This is a genomic window from Chryseobacterium sp. MMS23-Vi53, from assembly GCF_047651245.1.
GTDB lineage: Bacteria > Bacteroidota > Bacteroidia > Flavobacteriales > Weeksellaceae > Chryseobacterium.
The window spans coordinates 1,838,438-1,862,319 of the sequence record NZ_CP180265.1; the positions used below are offsets into that span (position 1 = coordinate 1,838,438).

The 23,882-nt window shown below is 33.6% G+C and carries 20 protein-coding genes; 11 read left to right on the forward strand and 9 right to left on the reverse strand.

The window, feature by feature from the left end:
* Positions 1–414 precede the first annotated feature (414 nt).
* The 5 genes from sucC to ACKX2A_RS08170 all read right to left on the reverse strand — a co-directional run bounded on the left by sucC (position 415) and on the right by ACKX2A_RS08170 (position 5,690).
* Positions 415–1,605 (reverse strand): ADP-forming succinate--CoA ligase subunit beta, encoded by a 1,191-nt coding sequence (gene sucC, locus ACKX2A_RS08150; RefSeq protein WP_415328875.1) that lies wholly within the window; start codon positions 1,603–1,605, stop codon positions 415–417.
* 200 nt (positions 1,606–1,805) lie between these two features.
* A complete protein-coding gene (locus ACKX2A_RS08155; RefSeq protein WP_415328876.1) occupies positions 1,806–2,702 on the reverse strand; it encodes an alpha/beta hydrolase in 897 nt (298 codons plus the stop codon).
* A gap of 34 nt (positions 2,703–2,736) precedes the next feature.
* Positions 2,737–3,123: a DUF423 domain-containing protein gene (locus tag ACKX2A_RS08160; RefSeq protein ID WP_415328877.1), complete on the reverse strand. Its 387-nt coding sequence runs from the start codon at positions 3,121–3,123 to the stop codon at positions 2,737–2,739.
* Position 3,124: 1 nt separating this feature from the next.
* Positions 3,125–4,132, reverse strand: coding sequence for a hypothetical protein (locus ACKX2A_RS08165; protein WP_415328878.1), 1,008 nt, complete (start codon positions 4,130–4,132; stop codon positions 3,125–3,127).
* Between the two features lie 229 nt (positions 4,133–4,361).
* The gene (locus ACKX2A_RS08170) at positions 4,362–5,690 is read right to left on the reverse strand and encodes a hydroxymethylglutaryl-CoA reductase, degradative (protein ID WP_415328879.1); all 1,329 of its coding nucleotides are present in this window, start codon (positions 5,688–5,690) and stop codon (positions 4,362–4,364) included.
* A gap of 188 nt (positions 5,691–5,878) precedes the next feature.
* On the opposite strand from ACKX2A_RS08170, the gene ACKX2A_RS08175 reads away from it, so the two are divergent.
* The 6 genes from ACKX2A_RS08175 to gap all read left to right on the forward strand — a co-directional run bounded on the left by ACKX2A_RS08175 (position 5,879) and on the right by gap (position 12,237).
* The gene (locus tag ACKX2A_RS08175; protein WP_415328880.1) at positions 5,879–7,138 is read left to right on the forward strand and encodes a putative DNA modification/repair radical SAM protein; all 1,260 of its coding nucleotides are present in this window, start codon (positions 5,879–5,881) and stop codon (positions 7,136–7,138) included.
* A 75-nt stretch (positions 7,139–7,213) separates the two neighbouring features.
* Entirely contained in the window at positions 7,214–8,887 is a 1,674-nt protein-coding gene (locus tag ACKX2A_RS08180; protein ID WP_415328881.1) for a right-handed parallel beta-helix repeat-containing protein, read from the forward strand.
* Positions 8,888–8,905: 18 nt separating this feature from the next.
* Complete coding sequence (locus ACKX2A_RS08185) at positions 8,906–9,664, forward strand: TIGR03915 family putative DNA repair protein (protein WP_415328882.1); 759 nt, start codon at positions 8,906–8,908, stop codon at positions 9,662–9,664.
* 190 nt (positions 9,665–9,854) lie between these two features.
* Complete coding sequence (locus tag ACKX2A_RS08190) at positions 9,855–10,001, forward strand: DUF4846 domain-containing protein (protein ID WP_415328883.1); 147 nt, start codon at positions 9,855–9,857, stop codon at positions 9,999–10,001.
* Between the two features lie 209 nt (positions 10,002–10,210).
* Entirely contained in the window at positions 10,211–11,197 is a 987-nt protein-coding gene (gene pfkA, locus ACKX2A_RS08195) for a 6-phosphofructokinase (protein WP_415328884.1), read from the forward strand.
* A 29-nt stretch (positions 11,198–11,226) separates the two neighbouring features.
* Entirely contained in the window at positions 11,227–12,237 is a 1,011-nt protein-coding gene (gene gap / locus ACKX2A_RS08200) for a type I glyceraldehyde-3-phosphate dehydrogenase (protein ID WP_415328885.1), read from the forward strand.
* A gap of 47 nt (positions 12,238–12,284) precedes the next feature.
* Here the strand turns inward: gap and ACKX2A_RS08205 are convergent, their stop codons facing one another.
* Positions 12,285–13,577 (reverse strand): hypothetical protein, encoded by a 1,293-nt coding sequence (locus ACKX2A_RS08205; RefSeq protein WP_415328886.1) that lies wholly within the window; start codon positions 13,575–13,577, stop codon positions 12,285–12,287.
* Between the two features lie 362 nt (positions 13,578–13,939).
* Here ACKX2A_RS08205 and ACKX2A_RS08210 point away from each other — a divergent pair, with 362 nt between their 5' ends.
* From ACKX2A_RS08210 to recA, 3 genes are all read left to right on the forward strand, one after another.
* Entirely contained in the window at positions 13,940–14,719 is a 780-nt protein-coding gene (locus ACKX2A_RS08210) for a response regulator transcription factor (protein ID WP_415328887.1), read from the forward strand.
* 137 nt (positions 14,720–14,856) lie between these two features.
* Positions 14,857–16,053, forward strand: coding sequence for an oxygenase MpaB family protein (locus ACKX2A_RS08215; protein WP_415329435.1), 1,197 nt, complete (start codon positions 14,857–14,859; stop codon positions 16,051–16,053).
* 396 nt (positions 16,054–16,449) lie between these two features.
* Positions 16,450–17,451 (forward strand): recombinase RecA, encoded by a 1,002-nt coding sequence (gene recA / locus ACKX2A_RS08220; protein ID WP_415328888.1) that lies wholly within the window; start codon positions 16,450–16,452, stop codon positions 17,449–17,451.
* Positions 17,452–17,492: 41 nt separating this feature from the next.
* On the opposite strand, the gene ACKX2A_RS08225 is transcribed toward recA, so the two are convergent.
* Entirely contained in the window at positions 17,493–18,920 is a 1,428-nt protein-coding gene (locus tag ACKX2A_RS08225) for a hypothetical protein (RefSeq protein WP_415328889.1), read from the reverse strand.
* A gap of 138 nt (positions 18,921–19,058) precedes the next feature.
* Between ACKX2A_RS08225 and htpG the strand changes: the two genes are divergently transcribed.
* Positions 19,059–20,951, forward strand: a complete 1,893-nt coding sequence (gene htpG / locus ACKX2A_RS08230) for a molecular chaperone HtpG (RefSeq protein ID WP_415328890.1) — start codon at positions 19,059–19,061, stop codon at positions 20,949–20,951.
* Between the two features lie 170 nt (positions 20,952–21,121).
* Here htpG and ACKX2A_RS08235 read toward each other — a convergent pair whose 3' ends face one another.
* On the reverse strand, positions 21,122–21,418 hold the full coding sequence (locus tag ACKX2A_RS08235; protein WP_415328891.1) for an MGMT family protein: 297 nt from the start codon (positions 21,416–21,418) through the stop codon (positions 21,122–21,124).
* A gap of 158 nt (positions 21,419–21,576) precedes the next feature.
* Between ACKX2A_RS08235 and ACKX2A_RS08240 the strand changes: the two genes are divergently transcribed.
* The gene (locus tag ACKX2A_RS08240) at positions 21,577–22,368 is read left to right on the forward strand and encodes a glucose 1-dehydrogenase (RefSeq protein ID WP_415328892.1); all 792 of its coding nucleotides are present in this window, start codon (positions 21,577–21,579) and stop codon (positions 22,366–22,368) included.
* Positions 22,369–22,649: 281 nt separating this feature from the next.
* On the opposite strand, the gene ACKX2A_RS08245 is transcribed toward ACKX2A_RS08240, so the two are convergent.
* Positions 22,650–23,741 carry an acyltransferase family protein gene (locus ACKX2A_RS08245; RefSeq protein WP_415328893.1) on the reverse strand — a complete coding sequence of 364 codons (1,092 nt, stop codon included), beginning with the start codon at positions 23,739–23,741 and terminating at the stop codon, positions 22,650–22,652.
* Positions 23,742–23,882 lie beyond the last annotated feature (141 nt).

Genomic DNA, 23,882 nt, shown 5'->3' on the forward strand with positions numbered 1-23,882 from the left:
AGAGTATAAAAATAATTTCATTTCAGTGGTGCTTATTGTAAAAATAAAAAATTTAAAATGAATTGGTTAGAATTATTTTATCGACTTTTATTTTTTAACATAAAGTCCACAAAGTTTTTAGAAATGGTGGTTTAAAAGATTCGTGTCTAGATCCTTTCAGGATGACAAATTTTGTATTTTCCCTGTAATATTGAATTTACAACCTTCACCCTAGCCCTGATCGCAGCAAATGTTTGAGCTCATTTTTTTGATTTTGGGTCGGCGCGGCTTCGCCGCGCCGACCCAAAATCAAAAAAATAGCGAGTGCGGAGAGCAGGAAATAGCTTCAAAAGAATAAGTAAACACTTAAATGCTCTGCAAAAAAAAACCATTCCAAAAATGAAACGGTTTCTAATTTTATATAAAAATTTTAGACTAAGCTAAAACTTCTTTTACTTTGTTTGCAGCTTCTTCCAAAGTAATCGCAGAGTGAACCGGAAGACCTGAATCATCAATTAATTGTTTAGCTTCAACAGCATTAGTTCCTTGTAATCTTACGATCAATGGAACCGGAAGGCTTCCCATAGCTCTGTAAGCATCTACAACTCCTTGTGCAACTCTATCACATCTTACGATACCTCCGAAGATGTTGATAAGGATTGCTTTTACATTTGGATCTCTCAAAATGATTCCGAAAGCTGTCTGTACTCTCTGAGCATCAGCAGTTCCACCAACGTCTAGGAAGTTTGCCGGGTTACCACCAGATAATTTGATGATATCCATCGTCGCCATTGCCAGACCAGCTCCGTTTACCATACAAGCAACGTTACCATCTAGTTTTACGAAGTTAAGACCAGCTTCACCAGCTTCAACATCGATCGGATCTTCTTCTCTTGTATCTCTTAGTTCAGCAAGATCTTTGTGACGGAACAATGAATTACCATCCAAAGTTACTTTAGCATCAACAGCGATAATTTTGTTATCAGAAGTTTTCAATACAGGGTTGATTTCGAAAAGAGAAGCATCAATTCCTGTATAAGCATTATATAAAGAAGAGATGAATTTTACGAATTCTTTGAAAGCATTACCTTCAAGACCTAGGTTGAAAGCAATTTTTCTAGCTTGGAAACCTTGAAGACCCAAAGCAGGATCGATCAATTCGTTGTGGATTAAATGAGGAGTTACTTCAGCAACGTGCTCGATATCCATACCCCCTTCAGTAGAATATACGATTGTATTTTTACCTTCAGCTCTGTCTAAAAGAATAGAAACATAAAACTCCTTAGTTTCAGATTCTCCAGGATAATACACATCTTCTGCAATCAAAACAGAATGTACTTTTCTACCTTCTGCAGAAGTTTGTGGAGTTACCAACTGCATTCCGATAATGTTTTGAGCGTTTTCTTTAAGTTTATCCATGTTTGGAGAGAACTTTACACCGCCACCTTTACCACGACCACCTGCGTGAATTTGAGCTTTTACAACCCAAGCCTGAGCTCCGGTTTCAGCAGTCAATTTTTCTGCAGCAGCTACAGCTTCGTCAACATTATTAGCTACAAAACCACGTTGGATTGCTACTCCGTACTTTGATAAAATCTCTTTTGATTGATACTCGTGAAGATTCATATTATTTTTATTATTTTATTTTAAAATTTAAAGGTTGACAAATTTACTAAAAAGACACGGAAGTTCAAGTTTATTGACTTAAAATTTAAACCTCAACCGACTTGATTTTTAACATATCTAAGAAATTTGCCTTATTCTCTGTATAATTTTTCAGATTATAAATACATAAACGGATTTTTACCTCAGTTAATTAAGGCTTTTTATTTTTTTAAAAGAAACTCTAAAGGCTGAAATAATCTTTTGTTCCATGCTTTTTCGCTGTGATCTTCTCCCGGAAAAAGAAGCGTTTTAAAATTTTGATCTGAAAACCCGGCATCCATTAAGATGATGTCTGCTTTTTTCTGAAGTGGAGGATACAATGCATCCAATGTTTTATCTCCCACATCAAAGTAAATCTTATGATTTTTGGCATCAGGAATATTATTTTTAAGATAATTCAGCATAGCATCGGGAAACGGATTGTTTTCCAGAGTAAAAGTTCCCGGCCAGTGTGTAGACATGCAGGCTGCTCCGCCAAAGATTTCGGGATACTCACAAATTGCATACAGAGAAATGAGTCCACCCATGCTGCTTCCGGCAACAAAAGTATGTTTTTGGTCTTTGTAAACAGAGTATTTTTCATCAATGTAAGGTTTAAGTTCCTTAACAAGAAATTTAAGATAGTTATCTGAATTCGGATTAAATTCGTCCTCCGATCTCCCCGATTTCTTTAACTGATTTCTTAGTGTATCTTTCTGACTGACTGTAAGACTCTCAAATGGCTTTTGCGGAAAATAATCCGAATGCCTCAACTTTCCGTCGTTCCAGACTCCCACGACAATTACATTTTCTATCTTTCCTTTTTTCAGAAGTTCTGCCATTACATCATCTACATTCCATGCCTGCTTATTCCATGTCGTTTCGGGATCATACAACATCTGCCCGTCGTGCATATATAAAACCGAATATTTTTTATTTTTTGAATATCCTTCCGGCAACCAAACGTCTACATTTCGTGACGAAACATATTGAGATTTGAAATCTGCTACTCTTTCAATCTTTCCACTGATTACTTTTGGTAATTGTGCCAATGCGAAAATAGAAAGAAGTGCTGACATCAATAAAATTGCTTTTCTAAACATTGTTTTCTGCCTAAATCCTATTTTTAAAAAAATAAAAAATCAACATTCCCCAGCTTAAAATCATGAATAAGCCGCCAAGCGGAGTGATTGGTCCTAAAAATTTCAAGTTTGCACCCAGATAATCCTGCATGCTTAATCCATAAATACTGAAAGAAAACAGCATCGTTCCGAAAATCATTAACCACGAAATCCAATTTTCGGTTTTAGTCTCAAATTTCAAAACGTACCCGACAATTAATAAAAAGAATGCAGCATACATTTGATATCTCACTCCTGTTTCAAAACTTTCCAGCCTTTCCACGGATAAAATTTTCTTTAAAGCGTGTGCTCCGAATGCTCCTAAAATAACGGATAACATTCCGTAAACAGCTCCAAAAACTAAAGTAATTGTTTTCATTTTATAATTCTTCTAATTCTAGTTTTAAATATTTTTTTGTTTTGTAATCCTGCCAAGTTCCGATAATTTTGTTGCCTTGCAAATCCGCTTCGACCAACGCTTTGAAAATCCACTGACGAGTTTCTTCACTGTAATAATCGTTTTCAATAATTGAAATATGATTTCCTTTCAACTTCCCGTTCCACTCAATCAGTTTTTTATTTTTATCATACCAATATTTTGCAGAAAAAGAACCGTCTTCATAAACTTTATCTATCAAAACCGTGATGGGATATTTTCCATCGATTTTTCCTTTGTATAGTTTATTATTAAAACTTGTTTTGTCCACTTTTTCGGAATCAGACAAAAGATTTTTCGCGTAAGAACTCCAATATTTTTCTAACTCTTTGTAAGGAAATTCAACGACATGACTATCCAATTCATCCAACGCTCTCATCGCATGATTTGAACATCTTCCAGCAATAAACCTTATTTTATCTTTTGCAAAATAATATTCAATTCCATCTAAAGTAAAATCGGTAAAGCATCCTTCATAAATGGAAATTTGGTCTAAAACTTCTTCTGAAGGATTTTTATCAGATTTCAATTGAACAATAAAATCATCAACTTCTTTTTCAATGCTTTTTCGAATTAAATTTTCAACTATTTTTATTGAATTCGGTTGAAATAAATCTTTTGCATTAATTAAATTTCCCGTTCTCAAATCAAAATTCTTCCAAATAGAAAAACCTTCCGGATATGCTCCTGAAGCTTCACCGTCAATTGCAATGCTTAAAATATTTTTAGGTGTTTCCAATTTTTCCCAACTGTAAAAATAGACGTAGTTGGAATATGACGTTTTTCCAGAAAAAACCAATTTCGAAGGACTTCCTTCCGAATTGGGAATATATTCAAGCTGATCAACCTGCAAAAAGGTATTGATTTTATTCTCTACTAATGGTTTTTCAGTGTAAGAAATTTTAGGAAAAGTAAAATCCTCAGATTTAGGTTGCAAATCAGATATCTTCACATTTTTTTGCTGTGAAAAACTTAAACCAGAAATCAAGAGAAAGAATAAAATTTTGCTTCTCATTATTTCGACTTCAGATAGATTAAAATAAATTTCGCCACCAACGTTGAAATCCCTAAAATGATAAACATGATGGCAAATTTTTTAGAACTCCTGAATCCCGGATGATTGGTTTTCCTTAAAAACAATCCGAAAAGGAGAAATATTATTGGCAGAATAATTTGTAGCATTATTGACCTCTCATTCTGTTAAACTCATTGATAACTTCATGATGGCTCACTGTTTTATCTTTAAAATACGTCACAAAATGTTGCTTTTCTTCTTCTGTTGCGCCTAATTGGTTTAAAATATTCAGCAAGTGCATTTTCATGTGACCTTTTTGAATTCCGGTGGTCACCAAAGAACGTAATGCTCCAAAATTCTGCGCCAATCCTGAAACCGCCAAAATACTCATCAATTCCTGAGCAGAAGGTTTTCCAAGAAGTGCCAGAGAGAATTTTACAAGAGGATGAAGATTCGTTAAACCACCGACTACTCCCACAGAAATTGGAAGATCGATCCAGAATCTAAAAATACCGTTATCCGTCGTACAGTGTGTTAAAGAAGAATATCTTCCGTTTCTTGCAGCATATGCATGAGCACAAGCTTCCGTCGCTCTAAAGTCGTTTCCGGTTGCAATAACAACAGCATCTACTCCATTCATAATTCCTTTATTGTGAGTGGTTGCACGGAAAGGCTCGATTTCAGCAATCGTAACCGCCTGTTTGAATTTTGCAGCAAATTCTTCATTAGAAATTCCGCTGTCGTCCTTTAAATCATCAATTTTACAAGAAACCTCAGCTCTTACGATACAATCTGGTGTAAAGTTGGAAAGAATATTCATCACAATCTGCAAAGAATTCTTTTCGTCTTGTGAAAAATCTTCACTGATTGCAACTTCCTGCTTTAAAGTTTTTCCAAATTGCTCCAAACAAGAATTAATGAAGTTTGCCCCCATCGAATCTACCGTATCGAAACTTGCTTTCAATTGGTAATAATTCGGCATTTCAGCAGTTTTATCAATTAATTTGATATCTAAAATTCCGCCGCCGCGATTCCTCATGTTGGCAGTTATATCATTGGTTGCTTCAATTAATTTTTTCTTTAAATTAAAATTAAAAAAATGAAGCAGCTTATGAGATTCAACATTAAAAATAAAGTGAGTATGACCTAGTTTTTCGTTGTTGATAATTGTTGTTTTAAAACCACCTTTATCAATCCAAAACTTCGCTGCTTTTGAAGCCGCTGCAACTACAGAACTTTCTTCAACTGCCATTGGAAGAGCGAATAATTTTCCGTCGATTAAGAAATTTGGTGCAATTCCGTAAGGCATATAGAAGTTGGAAATCGTATTTTCAGAAAACTCATCGTGAAGTTTCTGCAACTCTGCATTTTCGTTCCAATATTGATTTAAAATATGTTGATATTCTGAGTTTCCATCGAGGTATTCGTTAACAAGCCAATCGATTTTTCCTTGTTTCGTTAATTTAGAAAAACCTTCTACCGGTTTATGATTCATAAGTCTGTAATTTTAGATAAAATGTAACCGATTTACGATTACACTCATAAATTAATGACCGTAAATATACTAAATTTGTCTCTGTAAATTGTGGATAACTTCCATTAAAAAAGATTGACATTTATCAATTTTGGAATTAAATTTGAACTTAAAATTATACTTAAAATTTAAATTTTCAATTAATAAAAATGAATTTTGACCGCCTAAAAGAAAAGCTCGAAATCCTTGCCGACGCAGCGAAATATGATGTTTCCTGCTCATCAAGCGGAGGTTCGAGAAAGAATAAAAAAGGCGCTTTGGGCGACAGTTCTGCAAGCGGAATTTGTCATACCTATACTGAAGATGGACGATGTGTTTCGCTTCTCAAAATTCTTTTGACCAATCACTGCATTTATGATTGTGCATATTGTGTTTCACGAAGTTCAAACGATATTAAGAGAGCGGCTTTTACTGTAGAAGAAGTTGTTGATTTAACGATCAATTTTTATCGACGAAATTATATTGAAGGCTTATTTTTAAGTTCAGGAATCTTCAAAAATGCGGATACAACGATGGAGCGATTGGTTCGTGTAGCGAAAAAATTACGCTTGGAAGAAAATTTTAACGGATATATTCATTTAAAATCGATTCCGGGAGCGAGTGATGAACTGATGCAGGAAGCCGCTTTGTACGCCGATCGATTATCAATAAATCTTGAAATTCCGACCGAAAGCGGATTAAAATTATTAGCACCTGAAAAAAATCGACAGGATATGCTGAATCCGATGAAGTATATTCAGAACGGAATCGCTCAATACAAAGATGAAAAGAAAATTTTCAGAAAAGTTCCGAAGTTTGCTCCGGCTGGCCAGTCAACGCAAATGATTGTTGGAGCAACCAATGAAAACGATTTACAGATCATTAAAGTTGCCGATCATTTTTATAAAAATTTTAGTCTGAAAAGAGTTTATTATTCTGGCTATGTTCCTGTTTTGGAAGATAAAAGATTACCTTCTCTAACGACGGAAGTTCCGATGCTTAGGGAGAACCGCTTGTATCAGTCGGATTGGCTGATGCGTTTTTATGGTTTTAAAGCAGAGGAAATCTTAGATCCTAATATGCCTTTTCTAGATTTGGAAGTTGATCCAAAATTAAGCTGGGCATTGCGCCATCTCGATCAGTTTCCAGTGAATTTGCAGACTGCCGATTATCAAATGATTTTAAGAATCCCGGGAATTGGTGTAAAAACCGCACAAAAAATTGTAAGCGCGAGACGTTTTCAGGTTCTGAATATGGATCATCTGAAAAAATTGGGAGCAGCTGTAAATCGCGCAAAATATTTTATTGATTTTAATGCAGGAAATGCTTTTCTGAAATATTTAACGAATCAAAATCTGAAAGAATTGTTGATTGGCGGGAGTTCTTCTAAATTTAATAATCAGTTTTCGCAGCAGCTGACTTTATTTTAACAAAAATTTAAAATTTCTCCAATTAACAGAATAAAATTATTTCCTTATTATTACTTCAATAAAAACTTAATAATTATGGGAAGTGTATTTGGACATACATTAGATATTCGCCTTTTCGGCATCAATCCTGATAGCACTGCAGATCAGACAGAACTTATACAAGATGCTATTAATCAAGCAGCAACATTAAGAAAACAATTATATTTTCCGAATGGAACATATTATATAAAAGCCGATGGTGATTTAGGTGATTATGTCGATTTTTTGAGAGATTCCGGAGGTCTTGCTTTACAGAATAATTCAGATTTATTTTTAGAAAATGATGCTAAATTTTATGTCATTCCTAATAAAAAAGGGCAATACAATTTATTTAGAATTTATAATAAAAAAAATGTAAAAATAAAAGGTGGAATATTAATTGGTGACAGGTATTCTTCTGAGAAAAACGGAATGACTACAGGAGAATGGGGTTATGGTATTGCTGTTTCAGGAAGTGAAAATGTTTATATACAAGATGTTCAATCTATTGATATGTGGGGAGACGGTATTAATTTACAATATGCTGAACCTGATACAAATACTCATCTTGATTGTAAAAATGTGCAGATTACAAATGTTCACTGCTATGATAACAGGCGACAAGGAATGTCCATTGAAAGCGGAATAGATGTAATTGTTCAAAATTCTTTATTCGAAAAAACAAATGGAACAGGACCGGGATGCGGAATTGATGTAGAATCAGCCGCTATTAATAGCATAGTAAAAAATGTAATAATACAAAACTGTGTTTTTAGAGACAACTTTTCGAGTGGGGTTCTCATAATGAGCCGAGTAGATGGTGCAAGTGTTCTTAATTGTAAATTTGAAAACAATAAAGACCTAGAAGGTCAATTAAAATTATACAATAATATCGGAAATATAAAAATTTTCGGAAATACATTAATCGGTGATGGAGTTGAAGCAGGTGGAGCTGCCTTAATTAATGGTTCCAACATTCAATTCATAAATAATACTATTAAAAATGGTCTATTAAAAATTGCAACAGTAGAAAATGGAAGTAATAATGGGATAGACATTACAGATAATTTTTTCATTTCTGATTTTAATTTTGATTCTCCTGTTTACACTGATGGCGAATATGAAATTAGCATAAATTTCAGAAATAATGTTGTTGATTACAGAAATGTTACCAATATAAGTGGCGCAGGGATAAATCTTCCGAATATTAAAAATAGTAATTTTACAGATAATAAATTTTATAATATTGTAAGGATAGCAATAGGAGGTAATAATAATACTCTTAAAAATAACATTATTGACAAGACTTCTTCTACTTCTATCGTTGTGACTGGTGATCATAATATTGTGTCTGGAAATACAATCATTAACCCATGCTATATTTATGATGTCTATGCTGTATTCAACTTAGATGGAAACTTTAATTCTGTATTTGAAAATACTGTTGAAAAAACTATTTCTACAGTATCTCAAAATTTAGTCAATTTAACATCAACCAGCAAAGGCAATAGTTTCTTTTCCAATACTTACTATCCTATTTCAGTAAATATAGGTTCAACAGACCCTTCTAATTATTTTAAAATAAATGACAACCTTCTTGCAGCTTCAATTGTTGGAAAAGCTGGAGATGTAAAAAAGGATAATACAGATTATTACCTGTGCGTTGAATCTTCTGAATTAGATGATTCAGGAAACATTACTCAAAATGCAGTTTTTAAACAAATAGTTTAGAAATTCAAAAAATATAAAATGACGACACTACTCTACGACGGCAGTTTCGACGGACTTCTAACGGCAATATTCGAGGTTTTTGAATATCGTTATAGAGATGTGGAAATTGTGAGTAGAGAAAGATTTCATCAGGAAAATATTTTCGCTGAAATCCATGAAGTGATTACTCAAAATGATAAGTCTGAAAGGGTTTTAAATAAATTAGAACAAAATATCGGAAAATCGGGAATTCATGAGTTGCTTAAGGTTTATTTATCGGAAGATACTGAATTGGAACAGCTTATTTTTTCGGCAATAAAGCAATCTATTCAACATCCGAATGAAAATATTCTGCAAAATTATGCTGATAATGATATTTTAAAAATTTCAAAAATCTGCAAATCCGTGAGTAGAGAAAGGCATCGTATGAACGCTTTTGTACGTTTTGAAAAAATGCAGGATGGTGTTTTCTTTGCTAAAATCGATCCTGATTTTAATGTCCTTCCTTTGATTAGAAAACATTTTAAAGATCGTTATCAGGATCAAAAATGGATGATTTATGATCTGAGAAGAAACTATGGGATTTTGTATGACCTGGAAACCTGCGATTTCTTTTATCCTGATGAAAAAATAGATTTGAATAAATATCAGCAAAAATTTCATGACGAGGAAAAAAATTATCAGACACTTTGGCAACGGTATTTTACGAAGACCAATATTGTGGAAAGGAAGAATTTGAAATTGCATATTCAGCATGTTCCGAGGAGGTATTGGAAGTATTTGACAGAAAAGCATTGATTTTTATTCTCACTTACATAGATTTGCCATGAATACACAAATTTCAACAAATGTTTGTGCATATTCATAATTGGCTTTTTTGAAATAAATAAATTTTGTAGTTTCATCTAAGATAATTTGTGCATTCGTGGCAAAAAATAATCTGATTTCAATTATGCAGGAACCATTTCATTAAATAAAGGAACAACAAATGTTACGAAAAAATTCACATTTGAAAACGGGAGACATTTTAATTACACCGGGAAGTACAGGACATGTTGTTTTTATTTCCGGAGTTTGTAAAAATAAGAACGGAGAAAGGTTATTCTTATTAAGTGAGGGTTTTACTCCTGCCTAGTCTATTCATTTGCTTTCCAATCCTTTTGAAAAAAATATTTCGCCATGGTATAATTTGGATGTTAATAATTCTGAGACGAAAACTGCAAGATTTATTTTTAAACCGACAAATTTTAGACAATTTTAATAATTTATATTCAAAACTCTTATAAAGTTACTGCCATTATCTGAACTTGTTTTTGTAGATTTGTGTTCGAAATTTTTTACTAGATGAAAGAGAGTGCTGTAAAAAAAATTGCAGTTCTTACCTCTGGAGGAGATTCTCCGGGTATGAATGCAGCATTGAGGGCGGTGGTAAGAACCGCAAATTACTATAATATCGAATGTTACGGAGTAAGAGAAGGTTACAATGGGCTTATCCACAACGATTTCCTGAAAATGGGACCTCGTTCCGTAAAAAATATAATTAACCAGGGTGGAACTATTCTAAAATCTGCCCGTTCCGCGGAATTTAGAACCAAAGAAGGTCGTCAGAAGGCATACGAAAACTGCGTAAAGCTTGGAATCGACGGATTGGTTTGTATCGGAGGAGACGGAACTTTCACAGGGGCGAAAGTTTTCAATGAAGAATTCGGAATCCGTGTTATTGGTGTTCCAGGAACAATCGACAACGATATTTTCGGAACAGACAATACCATCGGCTACGACACTGCTTTGAATACAGCAATGGATGCGATTGACAAAATCCGTGATACGGCGACTTCTCACAACAGAGTTTTCTTTGTTGAGGTAATGGGTCGTGATGCTGGTTTCATAGCTTTAAACAGCGGATTGGCAACCGGTGCCTTGGATATTTTAATTCCTGAGAAAAAAGATAGTATTGATGAACTTTTCAACAATTTCAGAATTGCTGAAAAATCAGGAAAGTCTTCAAGCATCGTGGTTGTAGCTGAAGGTGAAAAAGTGGCCAACGTTTATGGGCTTGCAGAAAAAACCAAAGAAGCATTTCCAGATTATGACATACGTGTAGCGATTTTGGGACACATGCAAAGAGGAGGTTCTCCAAGCTGTGCCGACAGAGTCTTGGCGAGCAGATTGGGTTATGGTGCTGTAACCGGATTAATGGAAGGGCAAACAAACGTAATGGCGGGAATGCGTTCTAATGAATTGGTTTATACACCGATTGAGGAAGCCATTAAAAAACATAACGAAATCAATCAGGATCTTTTACTGATTTCAGAAATTTTAGCAATCTAATATTTTAATATAATTTAAAACAAACTATTATGTCAACAATTAAAGTAGGTATCAACGGGTTTGGTAGAATTGGACGTCTTGTTTTCAGAGCAATGACTGAAAGAGATAACATCGAAGTAGTAGGAATCAATGACCTTATCGATGCTACATACATGGCTTATATGCTTAAATATGATTCTGTACACGGAATTTTCCCGGGTGAAGTTTCTGTAGAAGGTAATGACCTTGTAGTAAACGGAAAAAGAATCAGAGTAACAGCTGAAAGAGACCCTAGTAACCTAAAGTGGAACGAAATCGGTGCTGATTACGTAGTAGAATCCACAGGTTTATTTTTAGATAAAGAAAGTGCTGCAAAACATATTACAGCTGGTGCGAAGAAAGTAATCCTTTCTGCTCCATCTAAAGATGATACTCCAATGTTCGTAATGGGTGTAAACCACACAGAGCTTACAGACGATGTTAAAATCTTATCAAACGCTTCTTGTACAACAAACTGTTTAGCTCCTTTGGCTAAAGTAATCCACGATAACTTCGGAATCGTAGAAGGTTTGATGACAACGGTACACGCTACAACAGCAACTCAGAAAACTGTTGACGGTCCTTCAATGAAAGACTGGAGAGGTGGTAGAGCTGCTCTAAACAATATTATCCCTTCTTCTACTGGTGCTGCTAAAGCGGTAGGAAAAGTTATTCCTTCTTTGAACGGAAAATTAACTGGTATGTCTTTCAGAGTACCAACAGTTGACGTTTCTGTAGTAGATTTAACGGTAAGATTAGAAAAAGCTACTTCTTACGATGAAATCTGTGCTGCGATCAAAGCTGCTTCTGAAGGTGAATTAAAAGGTATCCTTGGATACACTGAAGATGCTGTAGTTTCTCAGGATTTCGTAGGAGATAAGAGAACTTCCATCTTCGATAAAGATGCTGGTATCATGCTTTCTCCTAACTTCGTAAAACTTGTTTCTTGGTATGACAACGAAATGGGTTATTCTAACAAGTTGGTTGATATGTTGATCCACGCTGCTTCTTTGTCTAACTAATAAAGTTTTGACTTAAATAAAAACAACCTCCTTTTGGGAGGTTGTTTTTATTTTGATCGGTCTGTCAAAGGTGTAAAAATACTTCCTATTTCTTCTAATCTGAAAGCTTTTGAAAGTGTAACACCGAAAAATGGGCGAGGATGTAGAGCTGTATTCATTATCTCAGCTTGAAGAGTAACTCCTGTTTTCGCCTCAGTTAACCATGCTCTTCCTAAGAAAAATATATCATGTTTTCTTCCTACCGACTCATCCTCCATTCCTTTTACTAAGGAATTGCTTGGATAAAAATGAGAAGAATATCCAACAGACGCATGAACTCTAAAACTTACAGCTGAAGTTTGGTAAGCGAGAAACAATCCTGCTGCTCCAAAATTAAAGGTATATTCATTTTGAATTTTCCTAGAAATATTATCCATAACCATAGTTCCAGGAACTCCTCCTGTAACAATATTTGAATTTAGATTTGATGGGTCTTTAAATTCTGTTGTTATATCTACTTTTCTCCAAATAAATTCTAGCGAAGGAGAATAATATAAATTAAGATGCTTATTAGAGGACTTAAAAATCTTAATTAGAGGACTAATAAACGCTCCTATATTATCCGAAACTCTCGTTATAACCATTTTATTTTGAGAAAAATATCTTGTATGTGTAGAATCTGTTAGAGGCTCTATTTTATACACCCTACTAACATTACCAGTAGAATCAATATCACTCATCGTTCTATTCCCATACAAACTGAAGTAAAAACCTATTTTATTTTTTCTTTCAATAGGGGGAATGAAAATATTTGTAGCAAAAAATAAATTTTTAGCTTTTGTTTTACTTTCAACTATATCAAAATTGGTTCCTAGATAAGCAAGTATATTATATTCGTTAAAAAGATTGACGTGATCTTTTCCATCATGAATAATAATTACAATTTTTTTCTTTAAGCCTATATTCCTTTCCTCAATATCCTTATCTTTATTATAAGTTTTTAGTTTCAATACAAGAATTCTATCCCGATCTACAACGTCATCTTTCTTTAATTTTATACTAATAACTTTGTTTTTCTGTAAATCACAAAAGTTAAAATTTTTTTCTTCGAATTCGTAATCTGAAAGAGGTAACGTACTTACTTCATCCACTTCAACATTTAGTTTGTAATCTTTCCAAGTCGCTGCATCTACAATTCCAATCTTAATAGGAATTGAAATATATTCATCTTTAGATGTTTTTGAAACTTTTATAGTATCATTTTCAAAGCTTAATTCAAATATACTTCTTTCGTTCACATCCTGTCCAAAAGCCATCCCTACCCATCCCAGCAGAAACAGCAATAATAAATTTGTTTTCATGGCTATCAATTTTTAATACAAATTTTCAAAATCCAGGAACACGAAAAAATTACCCGTTTGTGTGATTTTCATGGAGATTACTAAAAAACAAAGAACCCCTTACAAATTGCAAGAGGTTCCAGTTTATCATTTTCAAACAGCTAACAGAAAATTCTAAACTATTTCTACATATCTGGGTAAATGTGTGATTAAAATTAATGAAAAACATGTAAGAAAGCAAGATCCAATTTAGGACAGTTTTGGTATTAAGCTTTCATGGTTATTAGCCACAACAAATTTTAAAATTTTATCAATGCAAAAAAATCCCCCTTTTGTGGTATTTTTAAGAAAACTTTAACTATTTTTAGCACAAAACTTACACTTTGGATCATTCAGAAAAAAACCACCCTCTTATAGAGGTCTGGAACAGTTATCCCGGCGCTAGAAAAGAAAATAAAAACATTTCCATCATCCCTCCAATTGAGCGTATTATAGGAGAAATGTTCGCTATCGGAGAGTTTTATTATTATGTTTTAAATCTCACCAACAGTACAGTTTCTCACCATCATGAAAACATTTTAAAGCTTCACGGGTTAAAAAAATATCCTGAACATTTAAAGGATATTATTGATCTTACTCATCCAGACGATATCGAATTTATCATAAAAGCCGAACAAAAAGTGGTTGAAAAAATGCTGGAAGTAGGCAAAGAAAATCAAATGTATCTTAAACCAAGCTACTGTTTTAGGATGAAAACCGCAGCCGGAAACTATGAACTTTTTCATCATCAGGCAATTTTAACATTAGAAGATGATGACAAAAACCCGATCCAAACCATTAATATTCATACTAATATTAATCATATTACGAATGAAAATCCATATACCGTTTTACTTTCCGGGATCGGTTCAAGAAATGATTTCCATCAAATGAAAATTGAAAATATTTCTTCCAAAAAGAATTTTTCTGAAATAAATTTAACCAAAAGAGAAACTGAAATTTTGTCTCTTATTGCTAAAGGATATTCAGGACCGGAAATTTCAAAAATGTTGATTTTATCTGAACATACCGTTCGTACGCACAGAAAAAATATTTTAGCAAAAACCAATTCAAGAAACAGCAAAGAATTATTGAAAAAAGCTTTTGAATGGGGGATTATTTAATGTGACTAGTGAATAAGTAAATTGTAAATTCTCTTCAATAATTTACAAGCAAAGCAAATTCAAATTTGACAATTCACTATAAAAAATGATAAATCTCACAGTAGAATTTCGGCGCAAAACTTGTATTTTTATACTTGATGAAAATAAACAGTTTACAGCCACACTTCAAAGACTCACAGCATTTTAAAGACTTTTGGGAAAAGGGCAACGGAAAACAATTGACAGAACTTTCTGGTGCAGAAGTGAATTTCAAGGAATTTGATAAATTTTCGTCTTATTTCTATCATGTCGATGAAATTGGAGATGAAGTTGTAAAAGATGTTTATTTTACGAAAAAATTTCATGAGGCATCCCGTGAAATTGAAAATTATATCCGAAATGGTGTTTTGGAAAATCATAATGTTCCTGAAAGTGTAAAAAAACTTTTTGCGCAAACTCAGAAAATTCCCGATTGGCTTGATTATGATTTGCTTAAAAGTGGCGCAGAACTTTGTATGAGAAGCAGCCTCGATTCATTGATTTCTTTAAGAGACTACTGCTTAATTGGAGGTTACGACTATGCTTATCTCAACAAACCTCTTATTGCGACTGAGGCATTAAAAAAAGGAGCAGTAAAACGTCTTTCCGAAACATTGAATTTTTGGGTAAATGTGACAAGATACAACGCCTTAGAAATTCATAAAAAGGGCTACGAATTCGCCATCAAAACAAGGCTGATTCATTCTTACGCGAGACTTTCCATTAAAAAACACTATAAAGGCTGGGACACCGAAAACTGGGGCGAACCGATTAATTCATGGGATATGATGGCCACTTATATTGGTTTCAGTTTGGTTTTTTTGCATAGTTTGAAAAAATTAGGAAACATAATTTCAATTGAGGAAGAAAAAGGACTTTTTCACCTTTGGAAATATGTCGGTTATCTTTTAGGAATTCCGGAAAATCTTTTACCTAATGATAAAAAACAGGCAACAGAATATTTTTATTTATGGACTTCCGTTCAGCCCCCTTCAGATAAAGATTCTGTTTTGCTGGCACATTCTTTATTGAATGAATCTTTGGAAAATCCTATTTTAAAATATAAATTTCAACGAAAAAATTTACGTTATCTTCATATTTGCTGTACTTGGTTTTTGCTGGATGATGAAGTTTGTAAACGACTTGAGATTCCAAACGTATCCAATAAGAAAATGTTTCCTTATACCAAATGGATGATCAATTGTATTTATGATAAATTAATAAGTCGACAAGCGAGAATCAATAGAGGGAATAAAGATCAAATGAAAGTGCTGAACGATTATCTTAATATTACACAAAATTCTAATTTTCATTAATTTTTTTCTTTTTAATAAGTTTTGACTAAAGCCGATTTGATTTCATATTTTTTTGTTTAAACGGCTATACCCTATTCCGATTGATATCATTCGTTTTACTATTTCTAAATCTAAGTTTTCGAAACCTTGAAGATTGGTCTTACAGGACGTTATCATTAGCACTGATTGAAACGATATCCTTTTTGGTTGCGGCTGGAACAAAGTGGAAGCCGTAACCAAAAAGATATAGTGGAAAGCAGGATAAAGCTCCAAATAAAATAATTTCATGTCTAATTTTCACCAAATTGATTCTAAAAACTTTATCTTTTTTTAACTATAAAAAGCAAGCTTGAAAGCAAATAAAATTAGTTTTTGATTCTAAATTTCCGTATTTTTGATAAATTATTTAAACAACAGATGAGTAACATAGACGATAAGAAAAAAGCACTTGCATTGGTGCTTGACAAACTAGATAAAACGTACGGAAAAGGGACTGTAATGACGTTGGGAGACAATTCCGTCGACAATACAATTGAAGTAATCCCGTCCGGATCTTTAGGTTTAGACATCGCTCTTGGAGTAGGTGGTTATCCTAGAGGTAGAATTATCGAAATCTACGGACCTGAATCTTCAGGTAAAACAACTTTAACGCTTCACGCTATTGCAGAAGCTCAAAAAGCAGGAGGAATTGCTGCGTTCATCGATGCGGAACACGCTTTCGATAGAACATACGCTGCAAAACTGGGAATCGATTTGGAAAACCTAATTATTTCTCAACCAGATAACGGTGAACAGGCATTAGAAATTGCTGATAACCTGATTCGTTCGGGAGCAATCGATATTGTTGTCATTGACTCTGTTGCTGCATTAACTCCGAAAGCCGAAATTGAAGGCGAAATGGGAGATTCTAAAATGGGACTTCACGCAAGATTGATGTCTCAAGCGTTAAGAAAATTGACGGCAACGATCAACAGAACAAAATGTACGGTAATTTTCATCAACCAGTTGAGAGAAAAAATCGGTGTAATGTTCGGAAACCCTGAAACGACAACGGGAGGTAACGCATTGAAGTTCTACGCTTCAGTAAGAGTTGATATTAGAAAAGCAAGTGCGCCAATCAAAAATGGAGATGAAGCTGTTGGAAGCCGAGTGAAAGTAAAAATTGTGAAAAACAAAGTTGCTCCACCTTTCAAAATGGCAGAATTCGACATTATGTATGGAGAGGGTGTTTCTAAAACAGGAGAAATCTTGGATCAGGCTGTAGAACAGGGAATCGTGAAGAAAAGTGGTTCTTGGTTCAGCTACGAGGAAACAAAATTAGGACAAGGTCGTGATGCCGTAAAAGATGTATTGAAAGACAATCCTGAACTTTCCGAAGAACTGGAAAATAAAATTAAAGAAGAGTTGAAAAACAAATAATAAAAAAAGGTCTGAAAATTTCAGACTTTTTTTTATTTGTATTATTGTGAAATTTTGCCCTGCAGCTGAATAGCTCCCGTAACTTTCATTCCTTTTGTAAGCGTTTCAAATCTCATATTTTCTTTATTTACAAAAGCATCAATGGTAAAGAAATCTTCCATTTCAGAATTGGTGATCAATTTTAGTTTCAACATATATCCTTTGATACTTCGATCTTCCAGCAATTCTGTTTCTCTAAAATCAATCAACTGAGCGACAAAGTCGAAAAGAGCATAATTAGGAATATCATTATTAGGCATATAAGTTGTAAAGTCGTCGCTTAATTTCGTTCCGTCCGGTAAGTCAAACTTTTGGTGAATATCCAATACGAAAACAATTCCGCTGATATTTACGTTTAATTTATTTTGAAAGTGATAAACATTTTTATTTTCTGCATAATCTGTTGCAAAAAACCAAACACCAAAGGTATCCCTCCCTTTTCCGCAAACAACTGCTTCCAGATTCTGTGCATTTTCCCATTCATTAATTTCTTTCATTTCAAAATCCAATGAAAAGTCGGTTTTCACTTCAGGATAAATGGTGCTGAAATCTTCTGTAAGAACATTTTTAAATTGAACGTCTTTAAAATCTGTAAGCCTAATTTTATCATCATCATATTCCGGTGAATCCATTTTACACAAAGCCATCGTTTGAATCAGATAATCGGAAATATTGCTGTTTTGAAAATGTTCAAATCCAAAAATTCCGCCCCATGTATTTCCAAGTGTATTTGAATTTGATTTTTTTATTTTAATTCCAATTTCATTGATCGTTTCAGGAACCTCAATCTCTTCTCTGTCTGCAAAATAATCTTTTCCTTCCACAAGCTCGGTCAACATAATCTCATTATTTTCGTTATTAGAAAACTCTGAAAATCCTCTGTAGCTGATTTCATCATTTTCAAAAACGTAAGGCAGTCCTATTTTTGCAGCCTCAGAATCTTTAAAATGATAAGCCATGGTGATTGCCTTTAACTCCTCTTGTCTTGTTGCTAAACTATGATTTCCGTTATTTTCAAACTGCGAATGATACAGGATAATGTATGATTTTATTTTGTCTTCTCTAAGTTCGTTTTCAAATTTTTCCTCCATTCTTTCAATTACATCTTTTGAAGAAGGAGAATAAGATTCATCGGTAATTAAGTATAGAAAACCTTGTATTTCCCCATTTTGCCTTTCGTATGCTGCAATTGGAGCATAATCGCCTTTTAGTTGCAGAGAGATTGAATAAACAATATAGTCGTTATAGATTTTAGTTTTTTGGTATAAATCGGAAGATTTCACTTCCTCATTTTTTTGTAAAGAAGTTTCTATCGGTTTGCTTTCCGAAATTTCAATTGGTTTTACTTCTGTTTTTTCTTCATGTTCAGCCTGAACAACTTTCGTTTCCTGTTGTTTATTTTTCTTTTTAAAAATATCAAAAATTCCCATATTATTAATTAATTGCGATAAATATAATCAAAACCAAATGATAGAGCATCATTAAAAAAATGTCAAAATGTCACTTTTAGTCAAACGGTATTTTTTTTGAGAAAGATTTGGAAGAAAAAAATTAAAACTAAAAATATTATGACTAAAGGAAATATTAATGTATCTGTGGAAAATATTTTCCCGCTTATCAAAAAATTTCTTTACAGTGACCACGAAATTTTCCTGAGAGAATTAATTTCTAATGCGACGGATGCTACTTTAAAATTAAAGCATCTTACAAGCATTGGAGAAGCAAAAGTTGAGTACGGAAATCCGAAACTGGAGGTTAAGATCGACAAAGAAAATAAAACGCTTCGCATTATCGATCAGGGAATTGGGATGACTGGCGAAGAAGTTGAAAAATACATCAATCAGGTAGCTTTTTCAGGAGCGGAAGAGTTCTTGGAAAAATATAAAGATACCGCAAAAGACTCAGGGATTATCGGACATTTTGGACTTGGGTTTTATTCTGCGTTTATGGTTGCAGAAAAAGTTGAGATCTTAACTAAATCTTACAAAGACGAACCAGCCGTTCGTTGGATCTGCGACGGAAGTCCTGAATTTACTTTAGAAGAAACTGCTGATAAAAAAGACAGAGGAACGGAAATTATTCTTCACATTGCAGAAGATTCTTTAGAATTTTTAGAAGAAGGAAAAATCCGTGAATTGTTATTGAAATATAATAAATTCATGCCTGTTCCGATTAAATTTGGAACAAAAACGCACACATTACCCTTACCAGAAGACGCTCCGGAAGATGCGGTTGCAGAAACTGAGGAAGTTGACAATATCATCAACAACCCTACTCCGGCTTGGACTATCGCTCCGAGTGAATTAACGAGTGAAGATTACATGAAATTCTACCACGAATTGTATCCGATGCAATTTGAGGAACCTTTGTTTAATATTCATTTGAATGTTGATTATCCGTTTAATTTAACAGGGATTTTATTCTTTCCGAAACTGAGCAATAATTTAAATATTGAAAAAGATAAAATTCAATTATATCAAAATCAGGTATTTGTTACGGATGAAGTGAAAGGTATCGTTCCTGATTTCCTAATGCTTCTTCGCGGTGTGATCGATTCTCCGGATATTCCGTTGAATGTTTCCCGTTCGTATTTACAGGCAGATGGAGCAGTGAAGAAAATTTCTTCTTACATCACAAAAAAAGTTGCCGACAAAATGTCTTCTTTAATCAACGAAAATCGTGAGGATTATGAGAAAAAATGGAATGACATTAAAATCGTTATCGAATACGGAATCGTAACGGAAGAAAAATTTGCTGAAAAGGCGGATAAATTCACATTATATCCAACAACAGATGGAAAGTATTTCTTGTGGAATGAATTGGAAGAAAAAATTAAATTAAACCAAACGGATAAGGATGGAAATTTGGTAATTCTTTACGCTTCAAATGAAGATGAACAACACAGTTATATTCAGTCTGCAAAAGATAAAGGATATGAAGTTTTGCTTTTGGATTCTCATATTGTACCTCATGTTATTCAAAAACTGGAAACTTCAAAAGAGAAAATTTCTTTTGTAAGAGTGGATGCAGATCACGTAAATAACTTGATTAAAAAAGATGAGCCTGTTATTTCTAAATTGAATGAAACGGAAAAAGAATCATTAAAGAAAAATGTTGAGGAAGCTATTAATGATACGAAATTTACAGTTCAACTTGAAGATTTAGATAGCAATGATGCCCCATTTACAATCACTCAACCTGAATTTATGAGAAGAATGAAGGATATGCAAGCAACAGGTGGTGGCGGAATGTTTGGAATGGGCGGTTTCCCTGAAATGTACAATCTGGTAGTAAACTCTAACAGTGATTTTGCAAACCAGATTTTAAAATCGGAAAATGTTGAAGAGAAAAAAGGTTTGATTCAATATGCTTTGGATTTGGCTAAACTTTCTCAGAATTTATTGAAAGGAAAAGATTTGACGGACTTTATTCAAAGAAGTTATCAGAATCTTAATAAATAATTTAACTATTTTATATTGAATCTCGGCGGAGCAATGCTCCGCCGAGATTTTTTATTTGGGTTTCGGCGCGGCAAAGCCTCGCCGAAACCTTTTATCATTTAATCTTTTTAATTGGATTGGCATCCATCCCTGATGTAAGTCCCCACTTTGTAGCTCCCTTCACACTTTGATTACAGCTCCTGCAAAGGATCCCAAAACAGATTCTTAAAATTTTTAATCCTAAAATTCTCCACAACAACTCCTTCAGCTTCCAATCTTTTTTGAAATTCTGGGACAGATAAAGCTCCGGAACTTGAAATTACGCGATGGGCAGGGACATCTTTCGGACAGCCACCCATTGCTTTTCCTACGTGTCGTGAATGATTGGGATAACCAACCGCTTTTGCAATAGCTCCGTAACTTGTTACTCTTCCTTTGGGAACTAATTTGGTGATTTCACAAACCTGTTTTTTGAAAATTTCATCCATATTTTATGAATTGATAAGAATCAAATGTAAGAAATATGTTCGGTTTTTAAGAATGAAATTCGAATGATGAATAACACTAAAATCAGATTCCTTATCATACATCAAGACGAAATACTTGTATTGTTTGTAACTTTATTACAATAAAAATTCATAAAACTATGGCGAATTTAAAAGGAAAAGTAATAATTGTAACAGGGGCAGCAATGGGCTTAGGCTTGGCTGCAGCAGAAGTTTTAGCATCCAAAGGAGCAGATCTTACTCTTGTAGATTATAATGGTGAAGCATTAAATAAAACCAAAGAAGAATTACAGTCGAAATTTCCGGGAACAAAATTTCTGACAGTTGCGGCCGATGTTTCGGTGGAGGAAAATGTAAAAAATTATGTAGATCAAACTGTAAAAGAATTCGGAAAAGTAGATGGACTTTACAACAATGCTGGAATTGAAGGAAAACAGGCTCCTTTAATTGATTATGATATTGAAGTGTTCAAAAAAGTAATTGATATTAATTTATTGGGAGTCTATTATGGAATGAAATATGTGATTCCTGAATTACAGAAAAACGGTGGCGGAAGAATTGTAAATGTAGCTTCCGTTGGCGGAATACGTGGAGTTTTGAATCAAACCGCTTATGTCGCAACAAAACATGCGGTTGCCGGAATGACTAAAAATGCAGCACTGGAATATGGTAAAGATAATATCTTAACCAACGCTATTGCTCCGGGAGCGATCTTAACACCGATGGTTGCAGAAGCTTTCAAACAGGTAAATCCTGACGATCCCAAATCTGCCGAACAAGAATATGCATCCAGAAATCCTACGAGAAGATTGGGCGATCCAACAGATGTCGGAAATCTTGTAGCCTATTTATTAAGTGATGAAAACGGATATGTCTCCGGACAGGTGATTGCCATCGATGGTGGCGAATCTAATATGTACGGAAATCCGTAAGTATATGTGATAAAGTGTTTAAGTTGCCTGCAGAAATGTGGGCAATTTTATTTTAAACTAAAATTGCGATTGCATAATTTTTGAATGTAATATCTCAATCCCTAAAATATTGTATCATGAAAAAGTCATTTTTTAGAATAATGAACAGGATTAATAAAGCAATTCTACCCAAATTAAGTGATAAAGACCCTAACAAACTAACAAAAATCCAAAAGGGAATTTTGGCATACCGATATTTTGTATTGATTAATTCGTTGGAATAAAATTTTAAACCTTTTCTTTTATTTGATTTTGGCGATTAAATTTCGACAAACATTATAAAGCGGTTTTTCAATCAATAAGTAAATGATGATTGAACATATCCATAACAACACAAAGTTTCGATCCGGAAGATAGACGTAGGATTTTAATTTCAAGTTGAAATAGCTTAGATGGATCAAATAAAAAACAAATGAAGCATTTCCAAAAAGAATAAAAAACTTTGTTGAAAGTATCTTGGAAAGCCAAGTTTTTTCTGTCATCAATCCCCAAAAGAAGACGGCAATAGCAACAGGCAGAAAAAGTTCGTGGATCAATCTTCCTTCCCAACGTTCTATACCGTGTACAAAATTATTTCTTGCAAAAAAGGCAATTGAGATCGTTAAAATTACCATTGAAATTCCACCTAAAAATGTCGGTTTTTTAAGTTTGTTTAAGAATGAAATCCCTTTTTCCATTTTCATTAAATAAGCCAGTACCATTCCAAAAAAGAATTCAAAACTTCTTCCGAAAAATGTGCTTCCAACAATAAACTTCAAAGGATATAAAAAACCTTTAGGATTTACATTATACCTATTCAAACCATAACCGATTCCCCAACCTAACAGAAAAAATCCAAGTAAAAATAAAACACAGTATTTCCAGTTTTTCTTTAATAACAAGAATAAAAACGGAGCCAGAATATAAAAGAAAAACTCCACTGTAAGCGACCAAGCCTGTACAATTCCGGAAACCGAATATTTTTCAAACAAGGAATAAAAAAGGGTGTATTGCAGAAAATAAGTATCTACATTTTTAGAATAAGGGGTGTCGAGAAAATAAGCACTTAACAGAATCCAATACAGTGGGAAAATCCTTGCTATACGGAGCAAAATATATTTTAAATAAGATTTTTTTGATTTTAAAGGAGATTCTTCATATCGATAAGCCAATAAAAAACCACTTAATACAAAAAAAACGGTAACTCCGATATGCCATTCGCTGATGAATCGCATGATCTCAAAAGATAAATCATTGCGCCAATATTTACGGTTATGATATACAAAAACCATAATGGCAGCAACGGCACGCATTCCTGTAAGAGCGTCGAATTTATTTTTCTGAAGAGTTTCCAAGTTTTATAACAGTATAAGTTATTTAGTTTTTAAACCACAAAAGAAACAAAAGAATTTTAAATGTAAAGAGTATTTCAAAAGGTTACAAAACATCAAAAAATTAACACAGTCACATTTTGCAAACTTTTGAATTTCTATTTT